Source organism: Nostocoides sp. (assembly GCF_037045025.1).
In the GTDB taxonomy this organism is placed as follows: domain Bacteria; phylum Actinomycetota; class Actinomycetes; order Actinomycetales; family Dermatophilaceae; genus Nostocoides_A.
This window is the reverse complement of record NZ_JBAOHM010000015.1, coordinates 21,084-38,812: the sequence shown is the minus strand read 5'-3', so window position 1 is coordinate 38,812 and position 17,729 is coordinate 21,084. Positions and strand designations below refer to the sequence as shown.

Here is a 17,729-nt window from a genome sequence, read left to right as displayed (position 1 = left end):
AAACGCAACGGCTTGGCAGTCGCCGTAGTAAGCAGCCGCGGCGTCAGCGGGCCAGCCAGGCCCCGAAGGCCTCGAAGGAGTAGGGCCGGCCGAGGAAGTCGGCGACCAGGTCGGCGGCGTCCTTGCTGCCGCCGGGGGCGAGCACGCGGTCGCGATAGCGAGCGGCGACCTCGGGGTCGAGCAGGTCGGCCCGGTCGAATGCGGCGAACAGGTCCTTGGCGATGACCAGGCTCCACATGTAGGTGTAGTAGGCCGAGGTGTAGCCGTCCAGGTGGCCGAAGGAGGCCTGGAAGTGCGTCTCGGGCAAACGCTGCAACAGATCGAAGCGCGGTTGGATGTCGGCGACGAAGGCGTCGTGATCGGCGGGCCGGTCGCGGTGGAGATAGTAGGAGACCGCCGCGAAGAACATCTGGGTGCGCGCCTGCAGGCCCTTGCCGAATTCGTGCGCGGCGACCATCTTGGCGACCAATTCGGCGGGTATGGCGCGGCCGTCGGCATCGGTGGCAAAGCAGCTGAGCACCGCGTGATCCCAGGCCCACTCCTCCAGCATCTGCGAGGGCGCCTCGACGAAGTCCCACTCGGTGGCGACGCCGCTGAAGGCGACCCATTCCCCGGCGCCGGCCAGGATGTGATGCAGCAGGTGGCCGAACTCGTGGAAGAAGGTCGTGACCTCAAAGTGCTCCATCAGGCCCGTGGGGAAGTTGCACACGAGCACGCCCTCGGGGAGGGTCCGGCCGGCGACGCCGCTGACCAGGGAGAATTGAGCTGCGTGCTTGAACTTCCCCTCCCTGGGGTGCAGGTCGAGATAGATCCGCCCGATCGGCTCGCCGTCGCGGAGCACGTCGTATGCCGCTACCTCCGGATGCCAGACGGAGGCGTCCGGCCGCGCGGCATACTCGATGCCGAACAGCTGGCCGGTCACCTCGAGCAGGCCGTCGCGGGTCTTGGCGAAGTCGAAGAAGGTGCGCACGTGTTGAGCGTCGACGTCGAAGCGCTCGCGGCGGATGAGCTCGCTGTAGTAGTGCGACTCCGCGGCCGTCAGCGCCTCGATGCCCGGGTCCTCGACGCGCGCCCGTTCGAGTAGGACGGCCAGGACGCGGCGCCCAGGCGCGTCCGCTAGCTGGCTGATCCGGTCGACGAAATCGGCGATCGCCGCGCCCTCGCGGATCATCTTGACCTCGGCGTCGTAGTCCGGCCAGTCGGCGTAGCCGAGCAGGTCGGCCTGTTCGGCGCGCAGGTCGAGCAGTTCGTGCAGGATCGGGTCGTTTTGCGGCCACCCCCGGTTGAGGTTGGCGATGACCAACTCGCGGCGGGCGGCGCCGTCGCGGGCGAAGCTGCGGAACGGCAGCAGGTCGGGATAATCCGTGGTGATCGTGACCAGGCCGTCCTCACCCGGCGGGTGCGCGGCGACGTAGTCCTCGGGCAGCCCGGCCAGTCGCTCGGGGGCGATCCGGATCGAGCGGACGTCGTCGCGGATGTTGCGGGCGAAGTCCTGCCCGAGCACCGTCATTCGCTCGTTGATGGCTCGTAACCGCTCCCGCGTCGCCTCGTCCCGGTCGACGCCGGACCGGCGGAAGTCGCGCAAGCTGTGGCCCAGGACGCGCGCCGCGTCCGGGCCCAGGCCGGTGGGGTCGAGGCCGGCCAGCACGTCATAGAGGCCGCGGTCGAGGGAGCGCTCGGTGGCAAACCGGGTCAGCTCCTGGACGGCGTTCTCGCCGCTCGTCCGCACGGCGACATCGGGGTGGACCTGGGCCAGCAGGTTGGCCAGGCCACTGGCCGTCGACAGGGCCATGTCGCTGTCGTTCCACAGCTGTAGCGCCGCCAGCGTGGTGCGTGAGCTCCCGTCGGCCAGCTGGTCGAGGGCAGCACGCGCGGCGGCGAGCCCCGCAGCGACGTGCACGTCGGCATACGTGGCCCAGTCGGAGTCAGGCAGGGCGAGAGGAGTCAATGGCACCCGCCCAACCTAGCTTGCCGGAAAAACTGTAAGCGCTTACGGCGCGTCGCGGCCGGTTCGGTGTCACAGTGGGACCGGGCCGGCGATCGCGCTCCCGTGAGCCGGCCCGCGTCATGCGCCGGGCAACGAGGCCCGGCGCCTGGATCAGGGAGGCCCCCACGCCATGACGTCACCACCTGCCCGCCGCGCCCTCCGGGCGGCCGCGTTCATCGCGCCCGCTGTCGCCGCCGGCCTGGCACTATCCCCGACCGCCACCGCGACGGCTCCGTATGCCGCTCGGGCCGCGACCCCCACGCTATTTCCGGCGCGCGATGCCGACGCCCGGGTCGATGCCTACCCGACGTTGTCGGCGCAAGACCAGCGGCTGTTGCGCACCACCGCCCGCGACTCGTGGAAGCTCTACCGGGTCGGCGTCGGTGTCGACCGGAACACGGCGCTGCCACTGGACAATGTCACCTACGCCGGTGGGGCTTCGGCCCCGACGGCCTACGGCACCTACACTTCCGCCGCCAATGTCGGGGTCTATCTGTGGGCCATCGTCTCCGCCCGCGACCTCGGCCTGATCACCACCGCCGAGGCGGAGGCGCGGGTGCGCAAGACGTTGACCACCGTCGCCGGGATGGATCGCCACGAGGGCTTCCTGCACCAGTGGTATGACACGCGCACGGCCGAGTTCATCATGAGCCCGGAGGACCCGGAGTGCACCGAGGAGGACATGCAGGGCAAGAACAACTGCACGTTCATCTCCCAGGTCGACAACGGCTGGTATGTCTCCGGGTTGATCGTGGTGCGCCGCGGCCTGCCCGGCCTGGCCACCCAGGCCAACCAGCTGCTCTCCCAGGTCGACTTCGGGATCTTCTACGACGACCGCGAGCAGACCTCGTGCAACGTCAACCAGAATCTCCCCGACCGGCCGCCGACCGGGCAGATGTATGGCGGGGTCTACATCGGCTATGACCCGGCGACCACGGGGATGTACCACAACGGGGCGATCTATTCGGATCCGCGGATCTCGGCATACCTCGGCATGGGGCTGCGCCAGATGCCAGGTGATGTCTGGTGGCGCACCTGGCGGACGATGCCGCCGCCGGCCCCCGGGTGCGAGAACTCCGACCCGGTTTTTGACTGGCAGGGCCAGTGGCCGCCACCAGGGAGGTGGGCGGCCGTCGCCGACCCGGTCTCGGGCAAGACGTTCAACGTCTGGGAGGGGCACTACAAGTACCCGACCGGTGACCGGATGCGCTACCTGCCGTCGTGGAACAACGGCATGTTCGAGTCACTCATGGCCGGCGAGATCGTCCCCGAAACCTCCTGGGGCAAGCGCAACTTCGGCTCCGCCAACAAGCGCATGGTCGTGGTCCAGAAGCGGTATGCCGTCGACAAGCTCGGCTACCCGGTGTGGGGCATGTCGCCGTCGTCAACCCCGGATGACACCGGCGGATACGGGATCTATGGCGTGAGCGGCTGGACCTTCCCCGAGGGACAGCAGCTGGCCAACTGCGCCGAGCCCTGGTGCGGCAACTCCGAAGAGGTCGTCACGCCGCATGCGTCCTTCCTCGCGCTGGACGCGCAGCCATTGATGGCAATGACCAACATCGAGCGGCTCCGGATGCACTTCCCGGGCATCTATGGCGTCAATGGCTATTTCGACTCGGTCAACCCGACCACGGGAGCGGTGGGCCACCGCTACCTCGTGCTCGACCAGTCGATGATCATGGTCGCGATCAACAACGCGCTGAACAACCGGCGCATCCAGCGCTACTTCGCCGCCGACCCGGTCAGCTGGGCGGCCAAGGCGGTCTTGCGCGCGGAGGTCATGTCGTTCTCGAACTGATGCCACGATAACCAGCGCAGCGAAGGACGCCCACCGGGGGACGGTGGGCGCCCTTCGCCACTCTGGCGCGGTCAGCCGCCGTTGGGGCTACAGCCCGAGCCCGCGGCGGCCGATGTCGTTCAGATCGTCGGCGTGGAAGCGGTTCGGCCAGTCCGCCTCGTAGTTCTCCTCGGGGAAGTCGGCGGGGCTGTTGCCGGTGGTGAAGGCCTCGCGGACGGACGCGGCATACTCCTCGTTCTTCTTGCACCACGGAGCGGCGGGGATATACATGACGTTGCCCCAGCCCTTTTGGTCGTGCACCGGGGCGACCGAGTGGATCATGTCGCAGTGCCACCACACGGAGTCGCCGGGTTGGACACTCGGGATACCGGTCAGCGCCTCCATGAGCAGGGGGTGCCAGGTGTCATTGGCCGGGAAGGTCTTGCCCGGGGCGACGCCGCACATGTCGTCCTCGGCGACATCGTGCAGCAGTGGACGCAGCATGAGATAGGCCATTGCCTCGGGGATCGGCACCGTGTGCAGCACGCCTTGGTCGAAGTCCATCTCGGACAGGGCCGTCCAGCCCTGGAAGGTGCGGAAGACGGAGGTCATCGTCGAGCCCGGGTATTGGTTGGCCTCGGTGCGGTAGGCGGCGTCCCAGGGGTCGTAGGCGTCGACGTCACCGCTGAACAGGTGGCGGAAGTGCCGCTGGTAGCCCTCGGTCATCCACAGGTCGAGCGTGCCCGGGTCGAGGTGCGGGGCCAGGCCGGCGGACGTGGTCCCCGGTGGGCGGCGGCGGATCCGGTCGGGGTAGAGGCTGTCGACGTTGGGATCGAACCACTGCTTGCCCTCGGACTCGCTGCTCCACAACGAGTTGAGGAAGGCTTGGACCTGCGCCATCCGCGGGTGCTGGCGCGCCTCCATCTGCGTGGGGGACCAATAGACCGGGTAGATCTCCGGCTTGGAGCCGACGGTGGAAAAGAAGTCATCGCCCGGGCCGCGGTAGTTCTCGAAAAAGTGGTTGGACTCGACGTAGTCGACCATGCCCTGGTCCCACGCCTGCGCCTGCTCGCGGGAGAAGTGCCCACGGATGACGGCGCAGCCGCGACGCTTGATCTGCGCGGTCTGCTCGGCGCTGACTCTCCCGGCCTCGATATCGGCGAAGTCGAGCACCGGCCAGACGTCTTCGCCGCGGGCCGTGGTCGCCTGGATGTCCTCGACCTCGGCGCGAATGCGTGCCTCGAGCTGGGCGAACACCTCATCGACGCTGCGGCCACTGGCGGCGATCCGCTCGCGAATGGCGGCCTTGACCTGCCCGATCGCAGCGGGGATGTCCTCGGGGGTGGTCTCCCAGTGCGGCAGGCCGGTCAGGCGGGAGATGTCGGCGGTGGCGATGTCGGCGGTGGGGGCGTGTGGCGCGGCGGTCATTGGCGCTCCTCCATTTTGTAAGGACTCTTTCCGAATGCATCGAGCATGCCAGGCGCCGACCTCTTTGTCAAGGGTCTTAACTAAAGGAACTCGGCCTCGGGGCGCCGCGGGGCGCAAGATGGCCGTCGGGAGGTTCCGTTATGAGGAACGCCTCTGGGTGGCGGCACGCTCGCCGGGGAACGTTGTGGGTGCAGGCCACCGGGGCCGGAACACCCGATTCCAGATCGCGCAAAGGAGCACCGTGCCGACCGTGACGATCGACCCGACGGGCGAGGTCATCTACCTCGACCCAGAGGAGACCGTGCTGTCGGGGCTCTACAAGGCCGGCTACGCCTACACCATCGGGTGTCGGCGCGGCGGGTGCGCGATCTGCAAGGTCGACTGCCGCGCGGGGAGCTTCACCTACAACCGTCCGATCGCCGACACCGTCCTGAGCGACGAGGAACGCACGGACGGAACGTGCTTGTCGTGCCGGGCGGTGCCCGAGAGCGACATCACGATCCGGATGCGCGGCGAGAACCTTCGCCTGGTCAACGCATTCCTTCGCCAAATCAACGAGAAGGCACGCCAGCGAGCCGAAGCGTTGGCCCGGGCCCAGCAGGGCGCGGTCATCATTTCCGAGGAGTAAGTCATGGCAGTCATGCGAATGGGCTATGTCCACGCGCGAGTCACCGACCTCGCCGAGGCCAAGCACCACTACGCCAACACGATGGGTCTCTATGAGACCCTCGCCGAGGATGGCAAGGTCTACTACAAGGGCTGGGACGAGTGGGACCACCACTCGGTCGTCCTCGAAGAGGGCGGCGTCGGCGTCGCCAAGTTCGGCTTCAAGGTCGAATACGAATCCGACATCGACGTCATCGAGAAGAAGGCCCAGGACTTCGGCCTGACCGTCGAGCGGATGAGAACGGGCGAGAACCCCGAGGTCAGCGACGGCATCCGGTTCACCTGCCCGTCGGAGCACGTCTTCGAGGTCTACCACTCCCAGACCGTCATCGGCACCGAGGTCGGCACCCACAACCCGGACGCCTTCCCGCGCCACCTCGTCGGTGTCGGCGTCCCCGCGCTCGACCACGCGCTGATCCTCGCCGAGGACGTCCGCGGCATGGAGGACATGTTCAAAGCGGTCTTCGACTTCTTCCCGACCGAGCGCGTCCAGACCGATCTCAACGACGACGACGCCCACTACATCGCCTCGTGGATGACGTGCAACAACCAGATCCACCAGATCGCCGTCCTCGAAGGCCCCCAGTCCAAGCTGCACCACTTCGCCTTCAAGCTCGACAACTGGGATCAGGTCGGCCGGGCCGCCGACCTCTTCTCGATGGACGATGTGCCGATCGACATCGGCCCCACCCGCCACGGCATCACCCGCGGTCAGACGATCTACTTCTTCGACCCGAGCGGCAACCGCAACGAGGTCTTCGCCGGGGGCTACCCGGCATACCGTGACCGACCGATCAACAAGTGGACCCCCGACCAGATCGCCAAGGGGATCTTCTACCACGCCCGCGAACTCAACGAGCGGTTCACCACCGTCTTCACCTGATCGGGCCGACCGGGTCGATCCCGGTCTGTCGCAGACAATCTCAACCTTCGGTGCGGGTGGTGCCGACCCCCACCCGCACCGAGCTGGCGCTGCCCAATTCGCCGAGACCCGTGGAGGTATGCCGTGTTCACCCGTCCCACGATCGCCCTGACCCTCGCCGGGGCTCAGGCCGCAATCGTCGCGGCTCTCGCCGAGGCCGAGCAGATCGGCGGGCGTTTCAACATCGCGGTCACCGACGCGGGCGGGGTGCTTGTGGCGTTCGCCCGGATGGACGGGGCCTTCGCCGAGTCCGGGCTCATCGCGCAGGACAAGTGCCGCACGGTCGTCCGCTTCGGCGGGGCCTCGAGCGATGGCCTCTATGACGCCCTCGCCGGCGAAGAGGCGGTCCTGCGCGGGATCGCCCAGCGGCCCGGGGTTGCCGCCTTCGGCGGGGGCGTGCCGATCGTCATCGACGGAGAACTGGTCGGCGCTGTTGGTGCCTCCGGTGGCTCGGCCGCCCAGGACAAGCGGGTCGCCCGGGCCGGCGCCGACGCCGTGACCACCCCACCCCGCTGATTCCCGACCGGTGCGGAGGCCGGAAGCTCATGACTCCCTTCATGTTGCGCGTCGCCGAGTTCGTCGGCGCCGACGAGGACGACATCGCCGACCTGGCTGCCCCGATGCCCCACACCCGGATCAGCCAGAAGATCGCGGCCAGCCACGGCGCGGACAAACAGGTCGCCATCCGGGCACTCGCCGAGCAGCTTGTCTGCGAAGCGAATGCCGTTCTCGGGCATACGAGCGACCAACTGACGCTCGTCGACGAGATGTTGCCGAGCGAACTCGCCTTCAACGTCGGCTTCCGGGGACGGGCCGCGCGGATCTCGACCACCTTCGCCGACGGCACGGCATACGGCCGGCTGGTCGGCGACGGCTTCGACAATGAACTGCCCCGGGAACTCGACTCCGCCGACGACGTCCCCGATCTGCTCATGCGCCTGATCATCGAATCGGGAACGCCGCACCACCCGGTCCACGACTGATCCCAGAACCCAGCTTCCGACCCGGGCGCCGCCCGGTTCATCTCCCTACCCAATTCCGCCCAGGACAAAAGGAGTTCGCGTGCAGATCGAGCTGCGCACCCAGGTCATCGAACCGCAGCGCAAGAGCTTCCAGCACATCATCGACCGCTATGGCGACAAGCCGGCCTCGCGCTACCAGGAAGGCACCGTCGACCTGCAGGGCAAGGTCAACTTCCAGTACAAGCCGCTGTGGGCGCCCGACAAGGAGATCTACTCCCCGGACTTCAGCGTTCTGAAGCTGGCGGACCCCTATTCGTTCATGGACCCGCGGCAGTACTACTACGCGCCCTATGTGACCGCGCGGGCCGACCTGCACGAGGCCTTCGGCTCGACGCTCGGATACCTGGAGAAGCGCGGGCTGTTTGACCGCCTCCCCGAGGCGTGGGCGGGGATCGTCCAGAACGTCCTGCTGCCGCTGCGCCACTACGAGGGCGCCGCCCAGATGATCTCCGCGGATGCCGCACGCTACGGCTGGGGGACCTCGATCACCCAGTGCTGCGCCTACGCCTCCTTCGACCGGATCGGCAACGCCCAGATCATCTCTCGGGTCGGCATCTCCTTCGGCGGCGGCACCGCCGAGCCGCTCAAGCTGGCCAAGACCGCCTGGATCGAGGACGAGACCTGGCAGCCCCTGCGCAAGCACGTCGAGCAGATGCTCATCGAAAAGGACTGGGGCCGAGGGCTGGTCGCGCTCGATGTGACCGACCGGGTCATCTACGACCTGCTCTACACCCACCTCGACGACGCCGCCATCACCGGCGGTGCCGGCTCGTACTCGCTTGTCGCCCAACACCTCTCGGGCTGGTTCGCCGACCAGCGCAAGTGGCTCGACGCCCTCTACAAGGCCTGGGTCGCCGACCCCGAGCACGGCGCCGAGAACGCCCGCGTCATCGGCGAGGTCTCGCAGGCGACACTGGCGAGCGTGGCCGAAGCGCTCGCTCCGGTTGCCAGCGCCATCGACGGCCTCGTCTCCTCCGGGGCCGCGGCGTCCCTGACCGCCTCCATCGACTCGGTGCGCGCGGCATACGACAACCTCACCGCCTCGACGAAGGGCTGAAATCCGATGAGCGACACCACCACCCGACCCGTCGGCGTGGACATCCAAGAGAACGAGCAGAACCGGCCGGTCATCGAGGCCATCGAGGCCGACAACCCCGACTGCGAAGTCCGGCACATGCCCGGCATGGTCCGCGTGACCTCCCCCGGCAAGCTCGTCATCAACCGCGAGACCGTCGAAGAGCGCCTCGGCCGCGAGTGGGAAACCCACGAATTCCAGCTCGCGATCATCTCCTACTTCGGCCACATCAAGGACTGGGATGACGATCAGATCCTCATCGCATGGGACCACTAGGCCTAAGAAGCCTCTGAGACAAGGACGTTGACACATGACCATTACGCCCAAGGCTCCGCGGAAGCTGAGCATGAAGGACCGGTATTCGGCTCTGACCCGTGATCTCGACTGGGAGCCGAGCTACGTCTCGACCGAGGAGGTCTTCCCGCTGACGACGTTCGAGGGGATCACCATCCACGACTGGAGCAAGTGGGAGGACCCCTTCCGGCTCACCGTCGATGCCTACACCAAGTATCAGGCGGAGAAGGACAAGCGGCTATATGCCGTCCTCGACGGTTTCGCACAATCGCAAGGTCACTTGAGCTTGACCGACGCGTCCTACCTCAACGCGATGAAGCTGTTCATCCAGGGCATCGCGCCCAACGAGTACAACGCGCACCGCAACTTCGCGATGCTCGCCCGGCACCTCAACGGCGGCGGCCCGCGGTTCGCCGCCCTGTGCCAGTGCCTCGACGAGATCCGCCACGCGCAGACCGAGATTCACACGCTCGCCAACTACAACAAGTACTACAGCGGCTTCCACTCCTTCCCGCACATGCACGACCGGGTCTGGTATCTCTCGGTGCCCAAATCCTTCTTCGAGGACGCCCTCTCGGCCGGCCCGCTCGAGTGGCTCATCTCGATCGGGTTCTCCTTCGAATACCTGTTGACCAACCTGCTCTTCGTGCCGTTCATGTCCGGCGCCTCGTTCAACGGTGACCTGCCGACGATGACCTTCGGCTTCTCGGCGCAGTCGGACGAGTCGCGGCATATGACCCTCGGTCTCGAGGCGATCAAGTTCGTCCTCGAGCAGGACGAGAAGAACGTCCCGATCGTCCAGCACTGGCTCGACAAGTGGTTCTGGCGCGGCTACCGGCTTTTGGCCCTCGTCTCCCAAATGCTCGACTACATGCTCCCGCGGGAGTTCATGAGCTGGAAGGAGGCCTTCGAGCTCTACTTCGAGGAGCAGATGCTCAACGGGCTCTTCCAGGACCTCGCCTACTACGGCATCCGCCCGCCGCTGCACGTCGACAAGGCGATCCAGGAGAAGGAATACCTCTCCCACCAGACCTACTGGATCCTCTACCAGTTCAGCCACGCCGCCGCCTTCACCACCTCGGTGCCGAGCGAGCAGCACATGGCCTGGCTGGAGGAGAAGTACCCGAACACCTTCCCCACCTACAAGACGTTGTGGGAGAAGGAGAAGCGCAACATCGAGGCCGGCGGGCGCCACTTCATCCGCGGCCTGCCGCAACTGTGTCAGGTCTGCCAGATCCCGATGGGCTTCACCGAAGCCGACGACCCCTTCGTCCAGGCCCAGCGCGAGACCGTCTTCGAGGGCGAGCGCTATAACTTCTGCTCCGACGGCTGCCAGTACATCTTCGACCACGAGCCGGTGAAATATCGCCGCGCCTGGCTGCCCGTGCACCAGATCTACCAGGGCAACTGCGGCGCCCCCGACCTGCCCGGAGTATTGCAGTGGTATGGCATGCAGGCGGGTGACGGCGGCGAGTACAAGGGCTCCCTCGACCACCAGAACTGGCTGACCTGGCACGACGAGGCCGACCACCCCGAGAAGCACGCCGCCGCTGCGGCAGAAGGGAACTGATCATGTCCGCACTCGCCGACACCCTCACCGAGGCGCCACCGATCAACTCGATCGGCGCCTATGACATCCCGTCGCGCTCGGCCAAGGAGCTCTACGGCGACGACATGCTCCTCATGGTGTGGTGGAAGGGCAACCCGTGGTTCGTCGCCGCGGCCTGCTACCGCGTTCCCGAGGCGATGCCGTGGGAGGCGTTCTGGAACGAGGTCTTCGTGCCTTACCACGAGGAGGACCCGGACTTCGAGGCGAGCAAGGGCTGGGAGCAGTTCGACTGGTTCCAGGCCGTCAACCGCGAGGAGCACCCGATCGCCATCGACCCGGCCAAGACCCTCGCCGAGCTCGGCCTGACCCACAAGGCCGTCCTTGGCTTCAAGACCAAGTCCTAATCCCCCCAAGGAACTTCTGCTAGCAGAGGTTAGTCACATCTGCACACCGTGCTAGGTGTCGGTTCCTTCACTAACTGCTGCTAGCAGAGGTTTCTCGGCCCACCAGCGAGAGTGCCATGTCTGAGTCCTTCGTCCTCACCGTCGAGCCCCTCGGCCGGCAGGTCGTATGCCGTGAGGATCAGTCGATCCTCGACGCCTGCCTGCGCGCCGGAGTGTGGCTGCCCCACTCGTGCACCCATGGCACCTGCGCCACCTGCAAGTGCGAGGTGCTCGACGGCGACGTCGACCACGGCGAGGCGAGTTCGTTCGCGCTCATGGACTTCGAGCGCGACGAGGGCAAGCTGCTCACCTGCTGCGCCACACCGCGGTCCGATGTGACCATCGAGGCCGACATCGACGTCGACGAGGACATCGAGATGTTCCCGGTCGAGGATTATGTCGCCACCCTGGTCAGCAAGGACGAGATCGCCTCGGACACCGTGCGACTGATCGTCAAACTGGACCGGGATATCTCGTTTAACGCCGGTCAATACCTTAAATTCACTGTCCCAGCAAGCGATTCCGGTGAGGCGGTCGACCGGACCTGGTCGATCGCCTCGCCGCCCACCCAGACTCGGACGCTCGAGTTCCACGTCCGCAAGGTCGCCGGCGGCCGGGGCACCGACGGGTGGGTCTTCAAGGACCTCGGCGTCGGCGACCAGTTCCCCGTCTCGGGCCCGTATGGCCGGTTCGTCCTCCACACCGGGCAGGACAACCACACGATCATGGTTGCCGGCGGCACCGGCCTTGCGCCGATCAAGGCGATGCTGCGCCACGGGCTGGAGAACGAGGCGTACGAGGGGGAGATGACTCTCTACCAGGGTGGGCGCTCTCGCGAGTGGCTGTACGACGTGGACTTCTTCCGTTCTCTCGCCGACGAATACGACCAGTTCACCTACCGGCCATGCTTGTCCGAGGAGACTGCGGAGCAAGTGGAGGCGTCCGGGGATGACTCTGCGGCATACGGATACGGCATGGTCACCGACGTCATCGCCGAGGATCATGCCTCGCTGTCCGGCTGCAAGGGCTACCTCTGCGGGCCTCCGCTGATGGTCGAGGCCGCCCTGAAAACCCTGATGACCAAACGGCTTTTCCCGCGCGACATCTATCGCGAGGAGTTCTTCAACGAGGGCGACAAGGCCGGCGGCGTCGTCTCCCCGCTGATCAAGCGATGAGCAACGACAACCCCGAGTCGGCCGGTCGATTCGGACGGGCGAATTGTCACGAACTACCACGACCAAGGTGCGGGCCCGGTCGTTCTGCTGCTGCACGGCTCCGGCTCGGGCGTGAGCGCGTGGGTGAACGGGCGGCTGCCGATCGCCCGCCTGTCGGACCGGTTCTGTTGCCTGGCACCGGGACTCGCCGGGTTCGGCTACACGCAGGTGCCGGAGGGAACGGCATACGACCGGCAGGTGTGGCTCGACCCAGGGCCTCGACGACGTTTGGGGGTTCGAGCCGAGCGAGGCCGAGATGGGCCGGCTCATGCGGGAGGTCTTCGCCTACGATCCCGCGCTGGTCACCGACGAGCTGATCGCGAGGCGATACGCCGCGGCCACCCGCCCCGGGGCGCACGAGGCCTTCTCGTAGATGTTCCCGGCGCCGCGGCAGCGGTGGGTGGACGCGATGGCCCACGACGAGGCGGACGTTCGCGGCATACGGGCGAAAACCCTGCTCGTGCATGGCCGCGACGACAAGGTCATCCCGCTCTCGACGAGCCTGACCCTGCTGGACTGGATCGACAACAGCCAGGCCCGGCTGACCAACGGCTTCGAGTCGGAGGAGGAAGCGCGCGCGGCGGTGGGCCCTGATGCCGAGATCTGGCCGAGTGATCGGGGCACCGGCTTGTGGGGCGTCAGCCACCCGACGAACTGGATCCGGGCGGGCGGGGGCGCGTCGGGCGGGGCGACAGGAAATCCGCAGCGGGAGGTGGTCTGCGACGTCTGCTTCGAGACCAAGTCCGCGACCGGTGCGTGCCAGTGCTCGCAGTGACGGCCGACACAAGGGTTGAGGCCCGACCACGTGAGCCGGAGTCCTTCGTCACCTGAGAGAAAACGCCGTCATAGCGTCGATTTCTCTCACCTGACAGCCAGAAAGCGCTGGGGTCAGTCCGAGAGGTGAGCGACGAGCGCGCGGCCGACTAGCTCGGGTTCGTCAAGCCAGGGCGCGTGGCCCGCGTGCGGCAGACGCAGCAGCCGGTGATCACGGAAGGCGACGATCGACTCGGCGGCATTCGTCGGGGTGTGGAAGGTGTCCTTGTCGCCCCAGGCGAACAGCGTCGGCGCAGTGATCCGTTCGAGATCGGCAATCGGCACGTTATGCATTGCGCGCAGCCCGCGGCCCTGGATGAGCGCGCGGAAATAGGTCGACACACTCGGCCCGTAGTCGGGCCGGTTGGCCATATAGAAGCCGATCATGTGGACCTCTTCGGGCAGGTGCGCGCCCGCCCCCGGCCCGATCGCCATCGCGTTGAACCGCTCGAAACGCTCGGCCGTGATCTGCGTGGACATCAACCGCTTGCCGACAAAAGGCATCGCCATCACGAGCATCGGCGGGATCGGTTTGCCGCCCTTGAGGCCGGCCCCCGGGCAGCCGACGAGCGCAAGCCGCCGGATCCGCCTGGGGATGTCAATCGCGGCATACAGGCTGAATTGGCCGCCGAGAGAGTGGGCGACGACGTCGACGACGGGCAACCCGAGCTCGTCCAACACCCCCTGGAACACCGAGACCGCGAAGGTGCGCAGAACACCGGGGCCAGGAATGGCGCACGGACCGGACAGGCCGTGCCCCGGCCAGTCCAGGATGACGATGTGCCGGTCGCGCAGGTAGGCAGCCATCTCGACAGCCAACGCCGAGAAGGAGCCGACGCCGTGGAGGAGGAAAACGGGGGGCTGGGTGTCGGCATCGCGGTTGACGTGCAGCACCCGGACGTCGAAATGCCCCGCGGGAGTGGCCACCGGGATGATCTCCTCGTCGGCCTCGAGGTCAAAGCGCGCGTAGGCAACGCGTTCCAACCCGCGGATGTGATCGTCCAGCTCGTCGGGGGCCACCGCCGGCCAGGGTGTGCTCATGGTGCCTTCTCACTCGTGTCCGTGGCGGAGCTGGTCAAAGTGAAGACCTCGTCGAAGCCTTCGAGCAGGCAACGATGCAGCAGGTCGATGTCGGGGAAGACGTCGGGGTCGACGTTGAACCCCAGACAGGCCTTGCCCTCGTAGCTGGCCAGCGCGGCCATCATCGCCACCCCCGGGCGCGGACCGACGGGATAGATGCCGAGGACCTTGGCGCCGGCGACATAGGCCTCCCAACCGACGCCGGGGAAGTTGGACAGCTGAGCGTCGGCGGTGGACGTGCCGGCGAACGCGATCTCCGCCAGCGCGGCGACCGGGAGTTTGTCCAGGACCCGGCTCGCGACCGCGAGCCAGTCCAAGGCGGCCTCCGAGCGGGCGGCGCGCACCTGCTCGCGAAGCAGGATGATCCGCTGCTCCGGATCGGTCTCACCGAGGGGGGCGACCAGTCGCACCCCGGTGAACTGATTGCCGCCCAGGGGGTCACCGGGTCGGCGCGTGCTCACCGGGATCGAGATGGGGATCTGCGGCACGACGTGCCCGCGATGCTCGTGATAGCGGCGCAGACCACCGACGACTGCGGCGAGGTAGGCGTCGTTGATCGATCCGCCGGCCGCGCGGCCGGCGGATCGCAGGTCATCCAGGGACACCTCGAACAGGAGCACCCGGATGCCGAGACCGCCTTTGCCCTTGAGCAAGGGCGAACGCTCCACGGTCGGAGCGACCTGTCGCCCAAGCGAGCGGGCGTAGCCGACGATCTGGCTCGTTGTCGTGAACGGGTTGACGAACACCTTGCCCGGCAGCTTGGGGGCGCTGCGCAGTAGGGCGCCCGGCGTCCCCATCGCCCGGCCGACTAGCCGGCCGGCCAGCAGAGTGTAGCCGTTGACCTTCGGCCGCTTGGGCGCCGGCGGCACCTGGCGCGTGCCCGGTGCCGAGGTCCGGCTGTGCAGCAACTCCAACATCTGCATCAACGCCATGCCGTCGGCGAAGGAGTGGTGCGACTTGAACAGATAGGCCGCCTTGCCGCCTTCGAGCCCGGTGACCAGCACGGCCTCCCACGGGGGACGGGTGCGGTCCAGCGGCCGTTGCAGCACGTCGGCGACAACCTCGCCGAGCTGCTCGAACGTCCCGGGTTCGGGCAGTCCGATCCGATAGAGGTGATGGTCGACATCAAAATTGGGGTCGGCCGACCAGGCCGGGGTGACGAGAGGCAGCGGCGGCTCGACGACCCGCTCCCGCATCCGCGGCACTTGGAACGAGCCGCGGATGTGCGCCTGGACGAGCCGGTCCCAGTCGGGCACCCGATCCAGCACCTCCACGATGACCGACGTCGACCGGGTGTGGGGGTCTTCCTCGAGACGCCACATCACGGTGTCCCACGGGCTCAGGGCGGCGCCACCCCCCCAGGTATGTCCCTCGTTCATCACGCACCAACTCCCGCTTCCGACGCACGCCGCTTTGCGCGGTCCTCGCACCACCCTGCCCGATCGACGCGCTTTCGACATCCTCTAGGAGAGATGATTGTCGACACACACGCAACCCGAAGCCCGGCTACCCTCGAGGGTAAGGGTCGCGAGACCGTGCTCGATGAAGACCGGAGTGGCGCCATGGCCAAGTCTGTCTCCCCCAAGTTTCGGCGCGTCACCGACGCCACGCCGCTGAAGTCGATCACGAGCCGGGTCGGCGTCAGTTCGCGGTTCGAGGTCGAGAACGCCGTCGTGGACTCGCTGAAGGGTTCGGCGCGGTTTCTCGCCGGACTGCACGCCCTCGCCGATCGCGAACGCCGTGCGGTGGAGGACGTGGTCGTCCTGGCCGATGAGCATCTCCACGAATTGGCCGCCATCCACAGCGCCTCGGTGACCGCATGGTGGGAGAAGCTCGGCAGCTGGCTGATGCGCGGCTACGACCTCGTCGTCGACGTCGACGGGCTGCAGGGCTTGCGTACTCTCGACCGGGACCACACCCTGGTCTTCCTCATCTCCCACCGGTCCTACCTCGACGAATGGGTCATTCCCGGCGCTGTCCACGATGCGGGAATCAGCCGGATGTCGGTCTTTGCGGGAGCGAATCTCGACTACTTCCCGATGGGCGCCATCGCCCGCCGCGCCGGCATGATGCACGTGCGCCGGGTCACGGCGGGAGACCCCGTCTACAAATACGTCCTGCGCAACTACCTCGGGCACCTCGTCGGCCAGGGAGTCAACCTGATGTGGTCGGTCGAGGGCGGCCGGACCCGCACGGGCAAGCTGCGCCCGCCGCGCCTTGGCTTGCTGCGCTATGTCGTCGACGCGGTCGATACCAAGGACCTTCCCGAGGTCTACCTCGTGCCGATCTCGGTCCTCTATGACCAGATCCCCGCCAACGAGGTGCGGCTGATGAACTTCGAGGCGCGTGGCGGCAGCAAACGCCCCGAGGACATCCGCTGGTTCCTCGACTACATCTCTCACCTGAGCAGCCGCTTGGGGAGGGTTTATCTCAACGTCGGTGAGCCGCTGCCGCTGCGGGAGCGCCTCGCCGAACTGCGCGAGGAGGACCCGAGCGGCCACGCGGTCGTCGAGCGGGTCGCGCTCGACGTCTGCCACCGGATCAACAATGTCACCCCCGTGGCCGCCACCGCGGCGGTCTGCATTGCCTTGCTGGGTTCGGGTCGAGCGCTCGACCTGGGGGAGATCATGGACACCGTGCGGCCCCTGGCCGACTACCTCGACCGGCGCCATTGGTCGACTGCCGGCGGGGTGAACCTGGGTGACCGGGCGACGATCCGGGCGGCGCTCAAGGCGCTGGTCGACACCAAGGTCGTGAACGCGCACGAGTCGGACGTGACGGTGTGGAGCATTGCCCCGAGCCAGCACCTGACCGCGGCGAACTACCGCAATTCGGCCATCCACGTCTTCCTCGACGCGGCAATCGCCGAGGTCGCGTTCATGGGCGTCATTCGCGCCGAGAACGAGCCCCATGACGCGTATGCGGAAGCCTTGCGGTTGCGGGACCTGCTCAAGTTCGAGTTCTTCTTCGCTCGGCAACGGGAATTCGCGCTCGCGCTGCTGCGGGAGATCGGCGTCGATCCCAACGACTCCGAGTTCACCTCGATGATGAGCCGCGATCAGGCGACGATGTATTTCGACCGGATCCAGGTCCACTTGGCGCCGCTGCTGCTTCGGCCCTTCCTCGATGCCTATGCGATCGTCGCGCACGAACTGACCAAGGTGCCACCGAGCCGGGACATCGAGCGGGAGGCCTTCCTCGAGCATTGCCTGGCGATCGGGGAACAGTGGGCATTGCGTCGGCTGGTGGCCAGCGACGAGTCCAATTCGCTCGAGATGTTCCGCAACGCCTATCAACTCGCCGAACACCGGGGGCTGGTCGACCCCGACACACCCGACTTGAGCGCCCGGCGGACGGCGTTCCTCGACGAGATCGAGGAATACCGGGCCCGATTGACGGCGATCACCGAGCGGCTGAACGGCGAACGGCCGATCTGATCTGATCGGATCTGACCCC

Annotated in this window: 16 protein-coding genes; 12 read left to right on the top strand and 4 right to left on the bottom strand. The window is 67.1% G+C overall.

Annotated features, from left to right (window positions below; all coding sequences use genetic code 11):
• Positions 1–43: 43 nt before the first annotated feature.
• Entirely contained in the window at positions 44–1,954 is a 1,911-nt protein-coding gene (locus tag V9G19_RS19250) for a M3 family metallopeptidase (protein WP_462287030.1), read from the bottom strand.
• A 163-nt stretch (positions 1,955–2,117) separates the two neighbouring features.
• On the opposite strand from V9G19_RS19250, the gene V9G19_RS19245 reads away from it, so the two are divergent.
• Positions 2,118–3,788, top strand: coding sequence for a glucoamylase family protein (locus tag V9G19_RS19245; RefSeq protein WP_462287029.1), 1,671 nt, complete (start codon positions 2,118–2,120; stop codon positions 3,786–3,788).
• 87 nt (positions 3,789–3,875) lie between these two features.
• On the opposite strand, the gene V9G19_RS19240 is transcribed toward V9G19_RS19245, so the two are convergent.
• Positions 3,876–5,195 (bottom strand): DUF1479 domain-containing protein, encoded by a 1,320-nt coding sequence (locus V9G19_RS19240; protein WP_462287028.1) that lies wholly within the window; start codon positions 5,193–5,195, stop codon positions 3,876–3,878.
• A gap of 241 nt (positions 5,196–5,436) precedes the next feature.
• On the opposite strand from V9G19_RS19240, the gene V9G19_RS19235 reads away from it, so the two are divergent.
• The 10 genes from V9G19_RS19235 (at position 5,437) to V9G19_RS19190 (ending at position 13,155) form a co-directional block, all read left to right on the top strand.
• Positions 5,437–5,823, top strand: a complete 387-nt coding sequence (locus V9G19_RS19235) for a 2Fe-2S iron-sulfur cluster-binding protein (protein ID WP_462287027.1) — start codon at positions 5,437–5,439, stop codon at positions 5,821–5,823.
• 3 nt (positions 5,824–5,826) lie between these two features.
• On the top strand, positions 5,827–6,744 hold the full coding sequence (locus V9G19_RS19230; RefSeq protein WP_462287026.1) for a catechol 2,3-dioxygenase: 918 nt from the start codon (positions 5,827–5,829) through the stop codon (positions 6,742–6,744).
• A gap of 123 nt (positions 6,745–6,867) precedes the next feature.
• Positions 6,868–7,299 (top strand): GlcG/HbpS family heme-binding protein, encoded by a 432-nt coding sequence (locus tag V9G19_RS19225; RefSeq protein WP_462287025.1) that lies wholly within the window; start codon positions 6,868–6,870, stop codon positions 7,297–7,299.
• 29 nt (positions 7,300–7,328) lie between these two features.
• Positions 7,329–7,766, top strand: a complete 438-nt coding sequence (locus tag V9G19_RS19220) for a hypothetical protein (RefSeq protein WP_462287024.1) — start codon at positions 7,329–7,331, stop codon at positions 7,764–7,766.
• 79 nt (positions 7,767–7,845) lie between these two features.
• Positions 7,846–8,862, top strand: a complete 1,017-nt coding sequence (locus V9G19_RS19215) for a ferritin family protein (RefSeq protein WP_462287023.1) — start codon at positions 7,846–7,848, stop codon at positions 8,860–8,862.
• 6 nt (positions 8,863–8,868) lie between these two features.
• Positions 8,869–9,156: an MmoB/DmpM family protein gene (locus V9G19_RS19210; protein WP_462287022.1), complete on the top strand. Its 288-nt coding sequence runs from the start codon at positions 8,869–8,871 to the stop codon at positions 9,154–9,156.
• A 34-nt stretch (positions 9,157–9,190) separates the two neighbouring features.
• On the top strand, positions 9,191–10,744 hold the full coding sequence (locus V9G19_RS19205) for a YHS domain-containing protein (protein WP_462287021.1): 1,554 nt from the start codon (positions 9,191–9,193) through the stop codon (positions 10,742–10,744).
• A gap of 2 nt (positions 10,745–10,746) precedes the next feature.
• Positions 10,747–11,127: a phenol hydroxylase subunit P4 gene (locus V9G19_RS19200; RefSeq protein WP_462287020.1), complete on the top strand. Its 381-nt coding sequence runs from the start codon at positions 10,747–10,749 to the stop codon at positions 11,125–11,127.
• A gap of 116 nt (positions 11,128–11,243) precedes the next feature.
• Positions 11,244–12,341, top strand: a complete 1,098-nt coding sequence (locus V9G19_RS19195) for a 2Fe-2S iron-sulfur cluster-binding protein (protein ID WP_462287019.1) — start codon at positions 11,244–11,246, stop codon at positions 12,339–12,341.
• 412 nt (positions 12,342–12,753) lie between these two features.
• The gene (locus V9G19_RS19190) at positions 12,754–13,155 is read left to right on the top strand and encodes an alpha/beta fold hydrolase (protein ID WP_462287018.1); all 402 of its coding nucleotides are present in this window, start codon (positions 12,754–12,756) and stop codon (positions 13,153–13,155) included.
• 113 nt (positions 13,156–13,268) lie between these two features.
• Here V9G19_RS19190 and V9G19_RS19185 read toward each other — a convergent pair whose 3' ends face one another.
• Together V9G19_RS19185 and V9G19_RS19180 are read right to left on the bottom strand one after the other, a co-directional pair.
• Positions 13,269–14,234: an alpha/beta fold hydrolase gene (locus tag V9G19_RS19185; protein WP_462287017.1), complete on the bottom strand. Its 966-nt coding sequence runs from the start codon at positions 14,232–14,234 to the stop codon at positions 13,269–13,271.
• Positions 14,231–15,652 (bottom strand): wax ester/triacylglycerol synthase domain-containing protein, encoded by a 1,422-nt coding sequence (locus V9G19_RS19180; protein ID WP_462287016.1) that lies wholly within the window; start codon positions 15,650–15,652, stop codon positions 14,231–14,233. Before V9G19_RS19180 ends, V9G19_RS19185 begins: the two co-directional genes overlap by 4 nt.
• 183 nt (positions 15,653–15,835) lie before the next feature.
• On the opposite strand from V9G19_RS19180, the gene V9G19_RS19175 reads away from it, so the two are divergent.
• Complete coding sequence (locus V9G19_RS19175; protein ID WP_462287015.1) at positions 15,836–17,710, top strand: 1-acyl-sn-glycerol-3-phosphate acyltransferase; 1,875 nt, start codon at positions 15,836–15,838, stop codon at positions 17,708–17,710.
• Positions 17,711–17,729 lie beyond the last annotated feature (19 nt).

Coding starts and splice junctions, on each gene's coding strand:
- V9G19_RS19245 (WP_462287029.1), top strand. CDS start 2,118: ATGACGTCACCACCTGCCCGCCGCGCCCTCCGGGCGGCCGCGTTCATC.
- V9G19_RS19240 (WP_462287028.1), bottom strand. CDS start 5,195: ATGACCGCCGCGCCACACGCCCCCACCGCCGACATCGCCACCGCCGAC.
- V9G19_RS19230 (WP_462287026.1), top strand. CDS start 5,827: ATGGCAGTCATGCGAATGGGCTATGTCCACGCGCGAGTCACCGACCTC.
- V9G19_RS19220 (WP_462287024.1), top strand. CDS start 7,329: ATGACTCCCTTCATGTTGCGCGTCGCCGAGTTCGTCGGCGCCGACGAG.
- V9G19_RS19210 (WP_462287022.1), top strand. CDS start 8,869: ATGAGCGACACCACCACCCGACCCGTCGGCGTGGACATCCAAGAGAAC.
- V9G19_RS19205 (WP_462287021.1), top strand. CDS start 9,191: ATGACCATTACGCCCAAGGCTCCGCGGAAGCTGAGCATGAAGGACCGG.
- V9G19_RS19200 (WP_462287020.1), top strand. CDS start 10,747: ATGTCCGCACTCGCCGACACCCTCACCGAGGCGCCACCGATCAACTCG.
- V9G19_RS19195 (WP_462287019.1), top strand. CDS start 11,244: ATGTCTGAGTCCTTCGTCCTCACCGTCGAGCCCCTCGGCCGGCAGGTC.
- V9G19_RS19190 (WP_462287018.1), top strand. CDS start 12,754: ATGTTCCCGGCGCCGCGGCAGCGGTGGGTGGACGCGATGGCCCACGAC.
- V9G19_RS19185 (WP_462287017.1), bottom strand. CDS start 14,234: ATGAGCACACCCTGGCCGGCGGTGGCCCCCGACGAGCTGGACGATCAC.
- V9G19_RS19180 (WP_462287016.1), bottom strand. CDS start 15,652: ATGAACGAGGGACATACCTGGGGGGGTGGCGCCGCCCTGAGCCCGTGG.
- V9G19_RS19175 (WP_462287015.1), top strand. CDS start 15,836: ATGGCCAAGTCTGTCTCCCCCAAGTTTCGGCGCGTCACCGACGCCACG.